This is a genomic window from Saccharothrix sp., assembly GCF_031180885.1.
Taxonomy (GTDB): Bacteria; Actinomycetota; Actinomycetes; order Mycobacteriales; family Pseudonocardiaceae; genus Actinosynnema.
Window position 1 is genome coordinate 38,952 of sequence record NZ_JAPSLK010000058.1, and the last position, 15,055, is coordinate 54,006.

The following is a 15,055-nucleotide window of genomic DNA, read 5'->3' on the forward strand; positions in this document are numbered from 1 at the left end:
GCCGCGCCGGGTTACGCCCCGACCGGGTCAACCCGCCCGCACACCTGTCCGAACGCCCCGCACCCGCCACCACACCGCCGTGACGAAAGGTGGCCACCCCGTCACCGAGTGGCCGCCACTCGCACTACCGGTTCACGTAATCACAGACCTGGCCATACACAACGGCATCGGTCGGCAACGCACTGTGGCTGATGCACGCGGTCCGCGCGTTGCGGGTTGCCGTTCCAACCGTGGACGAACAGGATCGGGTCGTGCGCGGCGGCCTGCGCCGGCGGCGTGAGCAGGGCAGCAAAAAGCAGCGCGGCGGCAACGGCACACCGCTTCGAGAACAACTTCACGAACGGGCCTTCCGACAGACGTTGGCGGATTCGTCGTCAGCCGGTACCGGGGAGTTGCAGGGCGGTGGCACCAGGTTACTGCCAGGTAACCCGGTGCGGTCGACGGTCAGGCCGCGTCCGGCACCGGATCCCGCTTGATCAGCGGCACGATCTGCCGCCGCGCGACGAACACGCACAGCAGGAACGCCAGCACCGCCCCGGTCACCGCCTGCGGCACGATGTAGGCGCGCCCGTCGAACGCCGACCCGGTCGGCGGCAGGATCACCGCGATGAACGCGCTGGCGCTCATCGCGATCAGCCGGAACCTCTTCGCCAACACCGCCGTGGCCAACGGCAACGCCGCCCACAGCACGTACCAGGGCTGCAACACCGGCCCGAGCACCAGCACCGCGCCCAACCCGGCCCCCAGCCCGTTGACCGCCTTGATCCGCCCCCGGAACGCCTTCCACAGCAACGTCCCGGCGATCACCACCGACACCGCCTGGAACACCAGCCGCATCAACGCGATCATCGAATCGGTGTGGTTGCCCAATCCCAGCAGCAACCCGAGCCCGCCCCCCAGGAAGCCCATCGCGGTCGGCGGCGACATCCAACTCTTCACCGTGCTGGCCACGTTCAACGTCTGCACCCAGCCGAACCCGAGCCCGGTCCCCAAACAGGTGGCCACCATGACCACCCCGGAAATCACCCCGAGCAACAACGCCGCCTTGATGAGATCCCCGAACGACCCGCCCAACCGCCGAGCGATCATCACCCCGAGGAACCCCAACGCCAACGCCGCCGGGATCTTCACCGCCGCGCCAAAGGTGATCATGGTCGCGCCCAGGGCGATCCACACCAGCTCGTCCCGCGTCATCGGCGCACCGGGCGTGACCGGCATCCGGCGCAGCGCCAGCTCCAGCCCGACCAGCATCAACCCGATCGCGAGCCCTTCGTTGTGCACGCCCACGACCAGGTGGAACAGCACCAGCGGGTTGGCCGCGCCCAACCACAGCGCACTCACCGGCGGCACCCCGAACCGCCGCGCGAGCCGGGGCAGCGCCCACACGATCATCGCCAGACCGACCAGCACCAGCAGCCGGTGCAGGAACACCCCCGGCAGGACGGAGTTGCCCGTCACCATCGAGATGACCCGCCCCACCGCCAGGAACAACGGCCCGTAAGGAGCAGGCGTCTCACGCCAGATGTTCGGCACGTTCGTGGTCAACGGGTGGTCGACCCCAAGAGCGGTCGCGGGCCCCATTTCATATGGGTCCTGCCCGTTGGCCGCGATCTGCGACTGCGCGAGGTAGCTGTAGACGTCCCGGCTGAACATGGGGAGCACGAACACCAGCGGCGTGATCCACATCATCAGCGTCCGGTCGAGCTGGCTCCGCGACATCAACCGGGGCCGTCCCGGCCGCGCGAACCTGCCGAGCATCAGCCAGGCGGAGACGACCAGGAACACCCCGGTCCAGACGACCCCCATGGCGGCACTGGGCATCCGGGCGAACAACCCCAGCACAGGGGTGCCCGGCAACGGCGAGAACACCGGCGCGGCCCCGGCCCCGAGCGACCCGACGAACATCAACAACGCCCCGACGGTCCCCCATCGGCGGATGATGTCCAACTGCCGCCGCTCGGGCGCGTCGAGCGGTGCCGCCTCGCCGATCGTCTCCCGATTCCCCATCACCAACCCGCCCGCCGTCACCCCCGAAGAGTAGCGACCACCCCACCCACCCGTACCGATCACCACCACCCCGCCGCCCGCGAACTCACCGCACCACCACCCCACCGCCGGCCGCCGACTCACCGCACCACCACCCCACCGTTCGCGCGCTTTCAGCGCCGAAGGCGCGCTCGATGGGCTATCAGCCACAGGAGGGGCCTCGGTCTGCCCCCCGTACGGCCTGGGCGCGCGGCCCAACCACGCTTTGGCCCTTTGTGCAACCACGCTTCACCCGTTGCACAAAGGGCCAAAGCGTGGTTGCCTCCGGCAGGCCGTACGGGGGGCAGACCGAGGCCCTTCCACCCCCGGAGGCCTCCAGGCCCGCTTTGATCTTGAGAGCGCGCCGGCGCGTTCATCTTGAGAGCGCGAAGCGCCGACCCCACCCCACCTGCACAGCTACACCGTCCGCCCAGGTCGGCAACCCCCCGGTTCCCACCCGCCCACGTGAGTCGGGTCACCCGACGGCTGCCGATCTTTGCGACCGCCCGCGAAATAAGCAACACTGGTGTTGTGAAAAACGTCGGGACCGACCACACCGCCGTGCCCGCCGGGCACGACGGCCGGACCCGGCACGCCGTGGCACGTCTGCTGCTGGAGCAGGGTCCGATCACCGCGGCCTCGGTCGCGGAGCAACTGGGCCTGAGCCCCACAGCCGTGCGCCGGCACATCGACGCGCTGGTCGCGGACGGTGAGGCGGTCAGCAGGGACGCCCCGCGCAGGGGGCAGCGCGGTCGGGGGCGCCCGGCCAAGCTCTTCCTGTTGACCGAGCAGGGGCGGGCCCGGTTCGGGCACGCCTACGACGACCTCGCCGTCGCGGCGCTCCGGTTCCTCGCCGAACAGGGCGGGGAGGAGGCGGTACGAGCCTTCGCGCGGCGGCGGGTGTCCGCACTCGTCGACCAGCACCGGGCCGCCATCGTGGCCCAGCCCGACTCCGCGGAGCGGGCGAAGGCCCTGGCGGTGGCGCTGACCAGGGAGGGCTACGCTGCCTCGGCGCGGCACGTCGGCACCGGTGAGCAGCTCTGCCAGCACCTGTGCCCGGTCGCGCACGTGGCCGCCGAGTTCCCGCAGCTCTGCGAGACCGAGACGGCGGCGTTCGCCGACCTCCTCGGCACCCACGTGCAACGCCTGGCGACGATCGCCCGCGGCGACGCCGTGTGCACCACGCACATCCCGCACACAGCAAGCACGGCGAGCACCGCGCACGTCTCGAACACACCCCGCACAACCGTCGGCGAAGCCGACAACCGAGCTTCAGATGGAGGGGAGCCCGCATGACTGCCGCTGCCGAGCAGCGCACCACCACAGCCCCGCTCAGCCAGGAGGAGACCCTGGCGAGCATCGGCAACTACGAGTTCGGCTGGGCCGACTCGGACGTGGCAGGCGCGAGCGCTCGCCGGGGCCTGAACGAGGACGTCGTTCGGGACATCTCGGCGAAGAAGAACGAGCCCGAGTGGATGCTGGACTTCCGGCTGAAGGCGCTGCGCCTGTTCGACCGCAAGCCCATGCCGACCTGGGGCTCCGACCTCTCCGGCATCGACTTCGAGAACATCAAGTACTTCGTGCGGTCCACCGAGAAGCAGGCCGCGAGCTGGGAAGACCTGCCCGAGGACATCAAGAACACCTACGACAAGCTGGGCATCCCGGAGGCGGAGAAGCAGCGCCTCGTCGCCGGTGTCGCCGCCCAGTACGAGTCCGAGGTCGTCTACCACAAGATCCGCGAGGACCTCGAGGAGCAGGGCGTCATCTTCCTCGACACCGACACGGGCCTGAAGGAGCACCCGGAGCTGTTCAAGGAGTACTTCGGCTCCGTCATCCCCTCCGGTGACAACAAGTTCTCCGCGCTGAACTCGGCCGTGTGGTCCGGCGGGTCGTTCATCTACGTGCCGAAGGGCGTGCACGTGGAGATCCCGCTGCAGGCCTACTTCCGGATCAACACCGAGAACATGGGCCAGTTCGAGCGGACCCTGATCATCGTCGACGAGGGCGCGTACGTGCACTACGTCGAGGGCTGCACCGCGCCGATCTACTCCTCGGACTCGCTGCACTCCGCGGTCGTGGAGATCATCGTCAAGAAGGGCGGCCGCTGCCGCTACACGACGATCCAGAACTGGTCGAACAACGTCTACAACCTGGTCACCAAGCGCGCGAAGGCCGAAGAGGGCGCGACCATGGAGTGGATCGACGGCAACATCGGCTCCAAGGTCACCATGAAGTACCCGGCCGTGTTCCTGATGGGCGAGCACGCCAAGGGCGAGGTCCTCTCGATCGCGTTCGCGGGCGAGGGCCAGCACCAGGACGCCGGCGCGAAGATGGTCCACATGGCGCCGCACACCTCGTCGACCATCGTGTCGAAGTCGGTGGCGCGCGGCGGTGGCCGCACCTCGTACCGGGGCCTGGTCCAGGTCAACAAGCGGGCGCACCACTCGAAGTCCACGGTCAAGTGCGACGCGCTGCTGGTGGACAACATCAGCCGCTCCGACACCTACCCCTACGTCGACGTCCGCGAGGACGACGTGTCGATGGGCCACGAGGCGACCGTCTCGAAGGTGTCCGAGGACCAGCTGTTCTACCTGATGTCGCGCGGCCTGAACGAGGACGAGGCCATGGCGATGATCGTGCGCGGGTTCGTCGAGCCCATCGCGCGCGAGCTGCCCATGGAGTACGCCCTCGAGCTGAACCGCCTGATCGAGCTGCAGATGGAAGGGGCCGTCGGCTGACATGGCCGTCACCACTCACGACCAGCAACACGGCCTGACGGCCCACTCCCACGGCGCCGGCGCCCCCAGCGCCCCCGTGTCCTCGCGCGCGGACCACTTCACGTCCTTCGACGTGAACGCGTTCGAGGTCCCCGGCGGCCGGGAGGAGATCTGGCGCTTCACCCCCATGAAGCGCCTGGCCAACCTGCACAACGGCGCCGAAGCCACCGCCGCGGCCAAGATCGACGTCAACGCCCCTGAAGGCGTCAAGGTCGAAACGGCAGCCAAGGGCGACGAGCGCCTGGGCACCGCCGGCACCCCCGGCGACCGCATCGCCGCCCAGGCGTGGACCTCCTTCACCGAGGCCACCGTCGTCACCCTGCCGAAGGACACCAAGGTCGGCCCGACCACCGTCACGGTGACCGGCCCCGGCAAGGGCGAGGTCGCCTACGGCCACCTGCACGTCAAGGCGGAGCGGTTCGCCGAGGCCGTCGTGGTGGTCGACCACCGCGGCTCCGGCGCGTACGCCGACAACGTGGAGTTCGTGGTCGAGGACGGCGCGCACCTCACCGTGGTCGCCATCCAGGACTGGGCCGACGACGCGGTCCACGTGTCGTCGCACCACGCCAAGCTGGGCCGCGACGCCACGCTCAAGCACACCGTCATCACCCTGGGCGGCGACCTGGTCCGGCTGACCCCCGTGGTCACCTACACCGGTCGCGGCGGCGACGCCGAGCTGCTCGGCCTGTACTTCGCCGACGCGGGCCAGCACCTGGAGCACCGCACCTTCGTCGACCACGCGGTGTCCAACTGCCGCAGCAACGTGGTCTACAAGGGCGCGCTCCAGGGCGACGGCGCCCACACCGTGTGGATCGGCGACGTGCTGATCCGGGCCGTGGCCGAGGGCACCGAGACGTTCGAGCTGAACCGCAACCTGGTGCTCACCGACGGCGCGCGCGCGGACTCGGTGCCGAACCTGGAGATCGAGACCGGCGAGATCGAGGGCGCGGGCCACGCCTCCGCCACCGGCCGGTTCGACGACGAGCAGCTGTTCTACCTCCAGGCGCGGGGCATCCCCGAGGAGCAGGCCCGCCGCCTGGTCGTGCGCGGCTTCTTCCACGAGATCCTGCTCAAGATCGACGTCCCCGAGGTGCGCGAGCGCCTCGAAGCGGCGATCGAGGCGGAACTCGAAGCGGTGGGGGCGTGATCCGGGTGTGCTCGCTGTCCGACCTCGACGACCGCAAGCCGGTCGCGTTCGAGGTCGGCGACGAGTACACCCCGGTCGTCCTGGTCCGCGACGGCGACACCGTCCACGCGCTGCACAACCTGTGCTCGCACGCGGCGATCGAGCTGTCCGAGGGCGAGGTGACCCGCAAGGGCATCGAGTGCTTCCTGCACGGGTCGTGCTTCGACCTGCGCACCGGCAAGCCGTCCTCCCCGCCCGCCACCGAACCGGTCGACGTCTTCGCCGTCGACATCCGTGACGGCGACGTCCACGTCGACGTCACCGTCACCCTGAACTGACTGCCACACCGGGAGAAACCGAACACCAATGGCCACTCTGGAGATCAAGGACCTGCACGTCTCGGTCAACACCGACGAGACGGCCAAGGAGATCCTCAAGGGCGTCGACCTGACCATCAAGTCGGGCGAGACCCACGCGATCATGGGTCCGAACGGCTCGGGCAAGTCCACCCTGTCCTACGCCATCGCGGGTCACCCCAAGTACGAGGTGACCTCCGGCAGCGTCCTGCTCGACGGCGAGGACGTGCTGGAGATGAGCGTCGACGAGCGCGCCCGCGCGGGCCTGTTCCTCGCCATGCAGTACCCGGTCGAGGTGCCCGGCGTGTCGATGTCGAACTTCCTGCGCACCGCCGCCACCGCCGTGCGCGGCGAGGCCCCGAACCTGCGGCACTGGGTGAAGGAGGTCAAGGGCGCGATGGCCGACCTGGACATCGACCCGGCCTTCGCCGAGCGCTCGGTCAACGAGGGCTTCTCCGGCGGTGAGAAGAAGCGCCACGAGATCCTCCAGCTGGGCCTGCTCAAGCCGAAGATCGCGATCCTGGACGAGACCGACTCCGGCCTGGACGTCGACGCGCTGCGCGTGGTGTCCGAGGGCGTCAACCGGTACAAGGCGTCCGGCGACGCCGGGATCATGCTGATCACGCACTACACCCGCATCCTCAAGTACATCCAGCCGGACTTCGTGCACGTGTTCGCGAACGGCCGGATCGTCGAGTCCGGTGGTCGCGAGCTGGCCGACGTGCTCGAAGCCGAGGGCTACGTGAAGTACGGCAAGCAGGAAGCCGCGAGCACCAGCTGACGTTGCACCCGTTGTGACCCATTCCCGAGAGGAGGCGTCGGAGCTGTGACCACCACCGCTGCTCCGCTTGACGTCGCTACCGTGCGCGCGGACTTCCCGATCCTGGGCCGCACCGTGCGGGAAGGCAAGCGGCTGGTCTACCTGGACTCCGGCGCCACCTCGCAACGGCCGAGGCAGGTCCTCGACGCCGAGCGCGCCTTCCTGGAGATCGCCAACGCCGCCGTGCACCGCGGCGCGCACCAGTTGGCCGAGGAGGCCACCGACGCCTACGAGGGCGCGCGGGCGAAGATCGCCGCGTTCGTGGGCGTCGACTTCGGCGAGATCGTGTTCACCAAGAACGCCACCGAGGGCGTGAACCTCGTGGCGTACGCGATGGGCAACGCGGCCACGTCCGGCCCGGAAGCCGACCGGTTCAGGCTCGGCCCCGGCGACGAGATCGTGGTAACCGAGATGGAGCACCACGCCAACCTCGTGCCGTGGCAGCAGCTCGCCGAGCGGACCGGCGCGACGCTGCGCTGGTTCGGCGTCACCGACGAGGGCCGGCTCGACCTGTCCGATGTGGACGAACTGATCAACCCGCGCACCAAGGTGGTGGCGTTCACCCACCAGTCCAACGTGCTCGGCACGGTCAACCCGGTGAAGTCCATCGTGGACAAGGCGCAGGCCGTCGGCGCGCTCACCGTCCTCGACGCGTGCCAGTCGGTGCCGCACAGCAAAGTGGACTTCCACGCCCTGGGCGTCGACTTCGCGGTGTTCTCCGGCCACAAGATGCTCGGCCCGTCCGGGATCGGCGTCCTGTACGGCAAGCGCGCCCTCCTCGAAGCGCTGCCGCCGTTCCTCACCGGCGGCTCGATGATCGAGATGGTGCAGATGGCGCGGTCGACGTTCGCGCCGCCGCCGCAGCGGTTCGAGGCCGGTTCGCCGATGACGTCCCAGGCCGTGGCCCTGGGCGCGGCGGTGGACTACCTGTCCGCGATCGGCATGGACCGCATCGCCGCCCACGAGCACGTGCTCACCGAAGCCGCGCTCAAGGGCCTCGCGGAGATCCCCGGCGTCCGCGTCGTCGGCCCGCTCGACACCGAGGACCGCGGCGGCGCCGTGTCCTTCGTCGTCGAGGGCGTCCACGCGCACGACGCCGGCCAGGTCCTGGACAGCCTCGGCATCGAGGTCCGCGTCGGCCACCACTGCGCGTGGCCGCTGCACCGCAGGATGGACGCCGCCGCCACCGTGCGCGCGAGCTTCTACCTGTACAACACCTTGGACGAGGTCCAAGCACTCCTGGACGGCGTGCGCGAGACCCAGAAGTTCTTCGGGGTGGCGTGATGCAGCTGCAGCAGATGTACCAGGAGATCATCCTGGACCACTACAAGAACCCGCACGGCCGGGGCCTGCGCGACCCGTTCGACGCGGAGTCCCACCAGATCAACCCGACGTGCGGCGACGAGGTGACGCTGCGCGTCAAGCTCGACGGCGAGACCGTCGCGGACGTCTCCTACGACGGCCAGGGCTGCTCGATCAGCCAGGCGTCCACGTCGGTGCTCACCGACCTGGTGGTCGGCAAGCCGATCGGCGAGGCGTTCAAGAAGATGGACGCGTTCGTGGAACTCATGCAGGGCCGCGGCCAGGTCGAGCCGGACGAGGACGTCCTGGAGGACGGCATCGCGTTCGCCGGTGTGGCCAAGTACCCGGCCCGCGTGAAGTGCGCCCTGCTGGGCTGGATGGCTTTCAAGGACGCGGTGTCCCGCAGCGAAGGAGCAAAGGCATGACCACCCCCGAGCAGGACGTGGTCCGCGGCGTCGAGGGCATGCCCGAACCGCCCGCGCCGAAGGCGGACAAGGCCAATCTCGACGACGTCGAAGAGGCCATGCGCGACGTCGTCGACCCCGAACTGGGCATCAACGTGGTCGACCTGGGCCTGGTCTACGACATCCGCGTGGACGACGACAACGTGGCCCTCATCGACATGACGCTGACCTCGGCGGCCTGCCCGCTGACCGACGTCATCGAGGACCAGACCCGGGGCGCGCTGTGCGGCGGCCCCGGCGGCGGCATCGTCAGCGACTTCCGCATCAACTGGGTGTGGATGCCGCCGTGGGGCCCCGAGAAGATCACCGACGACGGCCGCGAGCAGCTCCGCGCCCTCGGCTTCACCGTCTGACGCTTCACCGTCGGACGTTCACCCGTCGGACGCTTCACCCTTCTGGGCACTCGAAACGGCCACCGGCACCACGTCGGTGGCCGTTCGGCGTCACCGGGCGTACACCCGCTCCACGAACTCCGCGATCTGGTCCTCGGGCAGGTGCCGGGCGATGTCCGCCTCCGACACCATGCCGACCAGCCGGTGCTCCTCGATCACCGGCATCCGCCGGATCTGGTTATCCTCCATCTGCCGCAACACGGCCGAGATGTCGTCGTCCGCGTTGACCCAGTGCAGGTGGCCGGACATCTCGCCGGCCTTCATGTCCGCGCAGGACCGCCCCTCGGCCACGCACCGGACGACGATGTCACGATCGGTGATGATGCCGTGCAACCGGTCGTCCTTCCCGCAGATCGGCAGGGAACCGACGTTCAGGTCGCGCATCATGCGAGCGGCGTCGAGCAGACTCTGGTCCTCCTTGATGCACTGGACACCCGCGTTCATGATCTCCCGTGCGGTGGTCATGCCGAACCTCCTTGGTCGTCCGCCACCCACCAGCATGCGCCGACCCGGTGCCACCGGCATCTCGACCAGCTACGTCTGGGCGACCAGGAGGTCCACCACGTCCAGCAGCGATCCCCGCCGCGCGAACGCCCGCCGCTGCCGCGCCGCGCCCCCGCCGTCGACCAGCAGCCGCTCGACCCCGTCGACCACCAACTCCTCGTCCCCGCACTCCCGCAGCGCCGGCCGCACCCACTCCACCAGCGCCCGCACCTGCTCCGCCGCACCCACCAGCCGCCCGGTGCGCGGCTCCACCGCCGCCCCCTCCACGCCGTCCCGCGCCGCGCGCCACAACGCGGTCCGCAACCCCAGGTCCGACACCACCGGTGCGGGCTCCCCGGACAGCGCCGTGGCCGCCAGCGCCCGCACCACGGCGGCGATCAGGACCGCCTCGTCGACCGTCCCCGCCACGTCGCACACCCGCAGCTCCACGGTCGGGTGGTTCGCCGACAACCGGACGTCCCAATAGACCATCCCCTGGTCCAACGCCGCCCCCGACATGCGCAGCGTCTCGGTCCGCAGGTGGTAGTCGTCGGCGGAGGCGAACCACGGGGGAGCGCCCGCCGACGGCCACGGGCTCCACGACACGTACCGCCAGCTCGCGTACCCGCTGTCCCGCCCCTCGGAGAACGGCGAGTTCGCGCTCAGCGCCAGCAGCACCGGCAGCCACGGCCGCAGGTGGTTGGAGATCCGCACCCCGGTCTCCTCGTCCGGGATGCCGATGTGCACGTGGCACCCGCAGATCGTCAGCCCGTCGATCAGCGACCCGTACTGCCGCGCGATGTCCCGGTACCGCGGCCGGTCGGTCAACGGCGGTGGGCGCGACCCGCCCAGCACCGGCGTCCCGCTCGCCACGATCCGCGCCCCGTGCTCCCGCGCCAGCCCGCGCAACGCCTGCCTGGCCAACAGCAACTGCTCCCGGACCTCGCCCATCGTCCGGCACACCGCGGTGGCGCTCTCCACCTGGAACCGGGTCATCTCCGCCTGGAGGTCCAACTCGCCGTCGGCGTCGCCGAGCACCGCGCCCGCCAGCGGCACCAGGTCCCCGGTCACCGCGTCCACCAGCAGGAACTCTTCCTCGACCCCGATGGAGAGCGCCCCGGAGGACCCGGCTCCCGGACGCGGCGGTGCGACGACCTCGACCTCGCTCACCGGAGCCTCCCTGCGGTGCGTAGTCACCCTGATGCTATGAGTGATCAGCGCAGGCGCACAGGCATCGTTGCGGTGAACTTCGAAATACCCCCGCCTAGCCCGCCGCCAGATGCGGTCCGCCGCGCAGCACGTCGACGTGGTCGCTGTTGGGCCGACCGAGCACCCAACTGTTGCCCCGCAACGACTTCGCGTGCTCCTTCAACGGCGCCAGCAGCCGCGACACCTCGCGGTAGGAGCCCACCGAACCGGCCGCGCACACCAGTGTCGCCAGCGACAGCGTCACCGCGTGCCCCTCGGCGTCGAACGGGTGGTCCAGCACGCCCGCCGCGTACGGCACGATCTCGTTCAGCCCGGCCACGACGAGGAAGTCGTCCCCGCCGACGTGGCCCACCTGGATGCCCGGGTACGCCGCCGCGCCCTCGGAGAGGGTCCGGCCCAACGCCCGGATCAGGTCGTCGCCGGCCGCGAACCCGACGCTGTCGTTGACCCGCTTGAACGAGTCCACGTCCAGCCAGCCCACCGCGAAGATGTCGCCGCTGAGGATGCGCCGGTCCACCTCGCGCGCGATCGACTCGCTGCCCGGCAGCCGGGTCAGCGGGTTCAGCGCCGCCGCCTGCTCGACCTTCATCTCCGCCACGCCGCGCACCACGTCCGCCACCCGCACCACGCCCAGGCACCGGTCGTCGTCGTCCACGACCACCAGGTCGTCGTTCGTGCGCTCCCGGCCGGTGTTGGCGACGATGTCCAGCATCTCCAGCGCCGAGGAGTCCGCGCCGATCACCCGCGGCTTGTCCGCCAGCCGCGCCGCCTCGCGCTTGGCGTGCAGGGCGTGCCCGAACGGACCGGTGACCGCGAGCAGGAACCGGTTGCGGTCCACCGTCCAGCACGGCCGGCCCTCGTCGTCCACCAGCACCACGCCGCTCACCGTGGGCTGGGTGGCCAGCACGTCCCGCACCTCCTCCGACGTCGCCGACTCGGGCAGCGTCGTGGCCGGGTGCAGGAAGTCGGTGACCTTCGGGCCCGACTTGCGGCGCAGCGGCTTGGTCGTCGTCATGCCCACGGCCTCGGGATCGTTGATCTCGCTGAGCACCGCGGAGATCGTCGCGTTGATCTTCGGCCGGCGCTGCGCCTCGGCCAGCAGGTTGCCCTGCGCCAGCCGCACCCCCAGCTTGCGCAGGGCGGCCAACTGGGCCTCGGTCTCCACACCCTCGGCGACCACCAGCGACTCGGTCGCCTCGCACAGGTGTTGCAAGCCCTGGACCAGCGCGAGCCGCGTCGGGTCCTCGATGGCCTGGACGACCTCGCGGTCCAGCTTCACCACGTCCGGGCGCACCTCGGCCAGCAGCGACAGCGGCGAGTCGCCCTCGCCCACCCCGTCCAGGCCGATCCGGAACCCGTCCGCGCGCAGCCGCTCCAGGCCCTTGACCAGGCGCGGGCGCGGCGCACGCGTGTAGGGCGTGCCGACCTCGACGACCAGGCTCGACGGCGCGCGCCCGGTGTCCCGCAGCGCCGCGTAGAGCGGGGCGAGGTGCTCGGGCTTGTCCGCGATGGTCATCGCGAGGAGGTTGACGTGCAGCGGCAGCGTGAAGTCGTGGTCGGCGGCGTGGCGCACCGCTCGACAGGCCAACGCCACGTCGGTGTTGGCCAGGTACCCCGCACGGAACGCCATGCGGAGCAGATCCTGCACGCTGCCGTCGTGCGGGCGGGCCAGTGCCTCGACCGCGACGACCCCTCCGGTGTTGAGGTTGAACAGCGGCTGGAAGGCGAAGCGAACGTCATCCAGCAATGCGGGCACGGCACGATCGTGCCTGGTCGATCTTCAGTTGCCCAGACCGTTAACCAGGAGTTCGCACACCCTTGGCCCGTTGCAAGGGAAATGCCAGGCGCGCCCGCAACGACCAGGGCGCCGACCGGAACAGGTGGGCCATCGCCAGCGTGGTCCCGCGCAGGTCGGAGCGGTCGCCGAGGAACGTTCGTTGCTGATTCTCCGGCAATTGGAAAAAGTGGTCGAAGAATTCCGGTACCTCGTCGGGCCGCATGCGCAGCAACGCTTCGAGACCGAACATGCGCAAAGCGTGAACGGCCCGCGCCCGCCCCGGCCACAGCACGGACTCCACCGACTCGCCCTCCGCGAGCGCCCGCGCCACCCGCGGCGCGAGCCGCAACGCCGCCGCCACGCTGTACCCGGTCGCCGGGTGCACCAGCCCACCCGCCGCACCGAACGCGTCCCACCGAGGCCGGATGTCCAACGGAATCCGCACCCGTTCTTCGTCCTTCGGCACCGCCACCCCGCGCGCGGCCAACCGCGAGCGCAGCCGCCGCCGCAGCTCCGCCAGCGGCAACCCCGGTCGACGCGCCAGCGAGGTCTCCTCCACCAGCACCTCGTCCTCCGACACCGGCACCACGTAGAGGAACGACGGATCGGGCATCCCGGCGTCCGGCGGCTTGCGCCAGTCCATCACCAACGCTTCGTCCCCCACGAGGAACCCGCCCCGCGGCACCACCACCCCCACCGCGTGCTGCGCCGCTCGCGGTGTTCGCGTCGCTGCCCCACCACCAGCGTTGCCGCCCGCATCGACCACCCGCCGCGCCTTCACCACCCGCCCGTCGGCCAACCGAACCGCCGTCGCCGTCCGCGCCACCACCGTGCCCCGGACGACCCGCACCTCGGGCGGCAGCGCACGCAACCCCTCGTTGTCCAACACCGCGTACCCGCGCGCGATCCGGTGCTCCCGCACCGCCCACACCCGCGACCTCGACGTCGCCACCGCCACCGGCGCGCCCTCGGGCAGCTCGTCCAACCAGGCCCCGTAGGTCGCGCGCCACGGCCGATCCGGATGCGGGTCCACCACCGCCGTCTTCAACCCGATCAACGCACACGCCGACGCCAACGCGCGCCCAGCCGGACCACCGCCGACCACCAGGACGTCCATCTAGCGCGCGTCCCGCCGGCCCGGGGGACGGTTGTCACCGGCCAGCAGCGGCTCGTACTGCGCCACGACGTCCGCCAGCTGCGCACACGTCCGCTCGATCGCCCGCCGCGCCGCGTTGCGCTCCGCGATCACCGCGCTGAGGACAAGGGTCGTCAGTGCGACCGTCCCGTTGAACGCCTGCAACGTCACCATCTTGCCCAGCAGGTCGAGGTCACCCCCGAACACACCCGTGCCCTCCGCCGCCCCGCGCGCCGCGATCGCCGCCGTCACGAACGAGCACGGCGCCGCACCCACGTGCTGGAAGCGCAGCGCCGCCCAGATCAGGACCGGGAAGACGATGAACGTCATCCGCACCGGCACCGAGGTGATGAACACCGTCACCCCGGCCGCCGCCACCAGCAGCAGCGCCCACTCCGCCCACCGGTAGGGCGTGGCCGGCCACTCGGCCCGGTTGCGCAGCGCCAGCACGACCGGCACCAGCACCAGGACGCCCATCGCGTCACCGGTCCACCACACCGACCACGTCGACCAGAAGTGCGTCCCGTCCACCACGCCGTTGAGCACCAGCGCACCCGTGCCGACGGTGGCGCTCACCGCCATCCCCGCGAACGCGCCGAGGAACACCAGCGCCAGGGCGTCCCGGATGCGGTCGATCTCCAGCCGGAAGCCGGTGTGCTTGAGCAGGAGGAAGGCGACCACCGGCCCGAGCGTGTTGCCCGCGCTGATCACGAACGCCGGACCGCTGTCGCCCAGCGTCGCGTTGACGACGAACGCCGCGATCGCGATCCCCGGCCACATCCGCACGCCACCGAGCAGCAGGGCCAGCAGCGCGATCCCGGTCGGCGGCCACAGCGGGGTCACCTGGTCGTTGACCAACGCCTGGAGCAGGCCGAGCCGCGCGCCCACGTAGTAACAGGAGGACACCACCAGCAGGTGGAGCCCGTACCGGCCCCACGGGCGGAGTCGAGGGGAGAGGAGCACCCGGACAGCATCCTCCGGCTGCCGCCCGCGCACCACGTCTAGCTGCGGTTTCGCCGGAACCGACCCCCCGATTTTGTTCCCGCACGACACTCGTGTAAGTTTCTCTCTGCCAGCGCGGAACGGGCCGGACAGACCGGAACGGAGCGCGGCGCACAAGCCCCGGAGAAAGTCACTCGGATCGAGTGGGTTGCGATGGTGAGCGCGTGTTCTTTGAGAACTCAACAGC

14 protein-coding genes are annotated in these 15,055 nt (G+C 70.4%); 8 read left to right on the plus strand and 6 right to left on the minus strand.

Annotated elements, in window-relative coordinates; all coding sequences use genetic code 11:
* Positions 1-444: 444 nt before the first annotated feature.
* The gene (gene mptB / locus RIN75_RS36785) at positions 445-2,007 is read right to left on the minus strand and encodes a polyprenol phosphomannose-dependent alpha 1,6 mannosyltransferase MptB (RefSeq protein ID WP_375296070.1); all 1,563 of its coding nucleotides are present in this window, start codon (positions 2,005-2,007) and stop codon (positions 445-447) included.
* 549 nt (positions 2,008-2,556) lie between these two features.
* Here mptB and RIN75_RS36790 point away from each other — a divergent pair.
* From RIN75_RS36790 to RIN75_RS36825, 8 genes are read left to right on the plus strand one after another with little or no spacing between them, the layout of a single operon-like run.
* Positions 2,557-3,321, plus strand: a complete 765-nt coding sequence (locus RIN75_RS36790; protein ID WP_309116712.1) for a transcriptional regulator — start codon at positions 2,557-2,559, stop codon at positions 3,319-3,321.
* Positions 3,318-4,763, plus strand: a complete 1,446-nt coding sequence (gene sufB, locus RIN75_RS36795) for a Fe-S cluster assembly protein SufB (RefSeq protein ID WP_309116713.1) — start codon at positions 3,318-3,320, stop codon at positions 4,761-4,763. Before RIN75_RS36790 ends, sufB begins: the two co-directional genes overlap by 4 nt.
* A gap of 1 nt (position 4,764) precedes the next feature.
* On the plus strand, positions 4,765-5,949 hold the full coding sequence (sufD, locus tag RIN75_RS36800; RefSeq protein ID WP_309116714.1) for a Fe-S cluster assembly protein SufD: 1,185 nt from the start codon (positions 4,765-4,767) through the stop codon (positions 5,947-5,949).
* A complete protein-coding gene (locus tag RIN75_RS36805; protein WP_309116715.1) occupies positions 5,946-6,266 on the plus strand; it encodes a non-heme iron oxygenase ferredoxin subunit in 321 nt (106 codons plus the stop codon). The genes sufD and RIN75_RS36805 overlap by 4 nt, the downstream gene beginning before the upstream one ends.
* Before the next feature lie 28 nt (positions 6,267-6,294).
* Positions 6,295-7,065: a Fe-S cluster assembly ATPase SufC gene (sufC, locus tag RIN75_RS36810; RefSeq protein ID WP_309116716.1), complete on the plus strand. Its 771-nt coding sequence runs from the start codon at positions 6,295-6,297 to the stop codon at positions 7,063-7,065.
* A 45-nt stretch (positions 7,066-7,110) separates the two neighbouring features.
* Complete coding sequence (locus RIN75_RS36815; protein WP_309116717.1) at positions 7,111-8,388, plus strand: cysteine desulfurase; 1,278 nt, start codon at positions 7,111-7,113, stop codon at positions 8,386-8,388.
* Positions 8,388-8,831: a Fe-S cluster assembly sulfur transfer protein SufU gene (gene sufU / locus RIN75_RS36820; protein ID WP_309116718.1), complete on the plus strand. Its 444-nt coding sequence runs from the start codon at positions 8,388-8,390 to the stop codon at positions 8,829-8,831. Before RIN75_RS36815 ends, sufU begins: the two co-directional genes overlap by 1 nt.
* Positions 8,828-9,223, plus strand: coding sequence for a metal-sulfur cluster assembly factor (locus RIN75_RS36825; RefSeq protein WP_121228069.1), 396 nt, complete (start codon positions 8,828-8,830; stop codon positions 9,221-9,223). Before sufU ends, RIN75_RS36825 begins: the two co-directional genes overlap by 4 nt.
* A gap of 90 nt (positions 9,224-9,313) precedes the next feature.
* On the opposite strand, the gene RIN75_RS36830 is transcribed toward RIN75_RS36825, so the two are convergent.
* From RIN75_RS36830 to RIN75_RS36850, 5 genes are all read right to left on the minus strand, one after another.
* Entirely contained in the window at positions 9,314-9,727 is a 414-nt protein-coding gene (locus RIN75_RS36830) for a CBS domain-containing protein (RefSeq protein ID WP_309116719.1), read from the minus strand.
* A gap of 69 nt (positions 9,728-9,796) precedes the next feature.
* On the minus strand, positions 9,797-10,915 hold the full coding sequence (locus RIN75_RS36835) for a glutamate--cysteine ligase (RefSeq protein ID WP_309116720.1): 1,119 nt from the start codon (positions 10,913-10,915) through the stop codon (positions 9,797-9,799).
* A gap of 94 nt (positions 10,916-11,009) precedes the next feature.
* Positions 11,010-12,710 carry a GGDEF domain-containing protein gene (locus RIN75_RS36840; protein ID WP_309116721.1) on the minus strand — a complete coding sequence of 567 codons (1,701 nt, stop codon included), beginning with the start codon at positions 12,708-12,710 and terminating at the stop codon, positions 11,010-11,012.
* 40 nt (positions 12,711-12,750) lie between these two features.
* Positions 12,751-13,848: a lycopene cyclase family protein gene (locus tag RIN75_RS36845; RefSeq protein ID WP_309116722.1), complete on the minus strand. Its 1,098-nt coding sequence runs from the start codon at positions 13,846-13,848 to the stop codon at positions 12,751-12,753.
* Positions 13,849-14,829: an MASE1 domain-containing protein gene (locus RIN75_RS36850; RefSeq protein ID WP_309116723.1), complete on the minus strand. Its 981-nt coding sequence runs from the start codon at positions 14,827-14,829 to the stop codon at positions 13,849-13,851.
* Positions 14,830-15,055: the final 226 nt, after the last annotated feature.

Excerpts from the sequence above, each read along its gene's own strand:
- mptB (WP_375296070.1), bottom strand. The coding sequence starts at position 2,007 with ATGGGGAATCGGGAGACGATCGGCGAGGCGGCACCGCTCGACGCGCCC.
- sufB (WP_309116713.1), top strand. The coding sequence starts at position 3,318 with ATGACTGCCGCTGCCGAGCAGCGCACCACCACAGCCCCGCTCAGCCAG.
- sufD (WP_309116714.1), top strand. The coding sequence starts at position 4,765 with ATGGCCGTCACCACTCACGACCAGCAACACGGCCTGACGGCCCACTCC.
- sufC (WP_309116716.1), top strand. The coding sequence starts at position 6,295 with ATGGCCACTCTGGAGATCAAGGACCTGCACGTCTCGGTCAACACCGAC.
- sufU (WP_309116718.1), top strand. The coding sequence starts at position 8,388 with ATGCAGCTGCAGCAGATGTACCAGGAGATCATCCTGGACCACTACAAG.
- RIN75_RS36825 (WP_121228069.1), top strand. The coding sequence starts at position 8,828 with ATGACCACCCCCGAGCAGGACGTGGTCCGCGGCGTCGAGGGCATGCCC.
- RIN75_RS36830 (WP_309116719.1), bottom strand. The coding sequence starts at position 9,727 with ATGACCACCGCACGGGAGATCATGAACGCGGGTGTCCAGTGCATCAAG.
- RIN75_RS36845 (WP_309116722.1), bottom strand. The coding sequence starts at position 13,848 with ATGGACGTCCTGGTGGTCGGCGGTGGTCCGGCTGGGCGCGCGTTGGCG.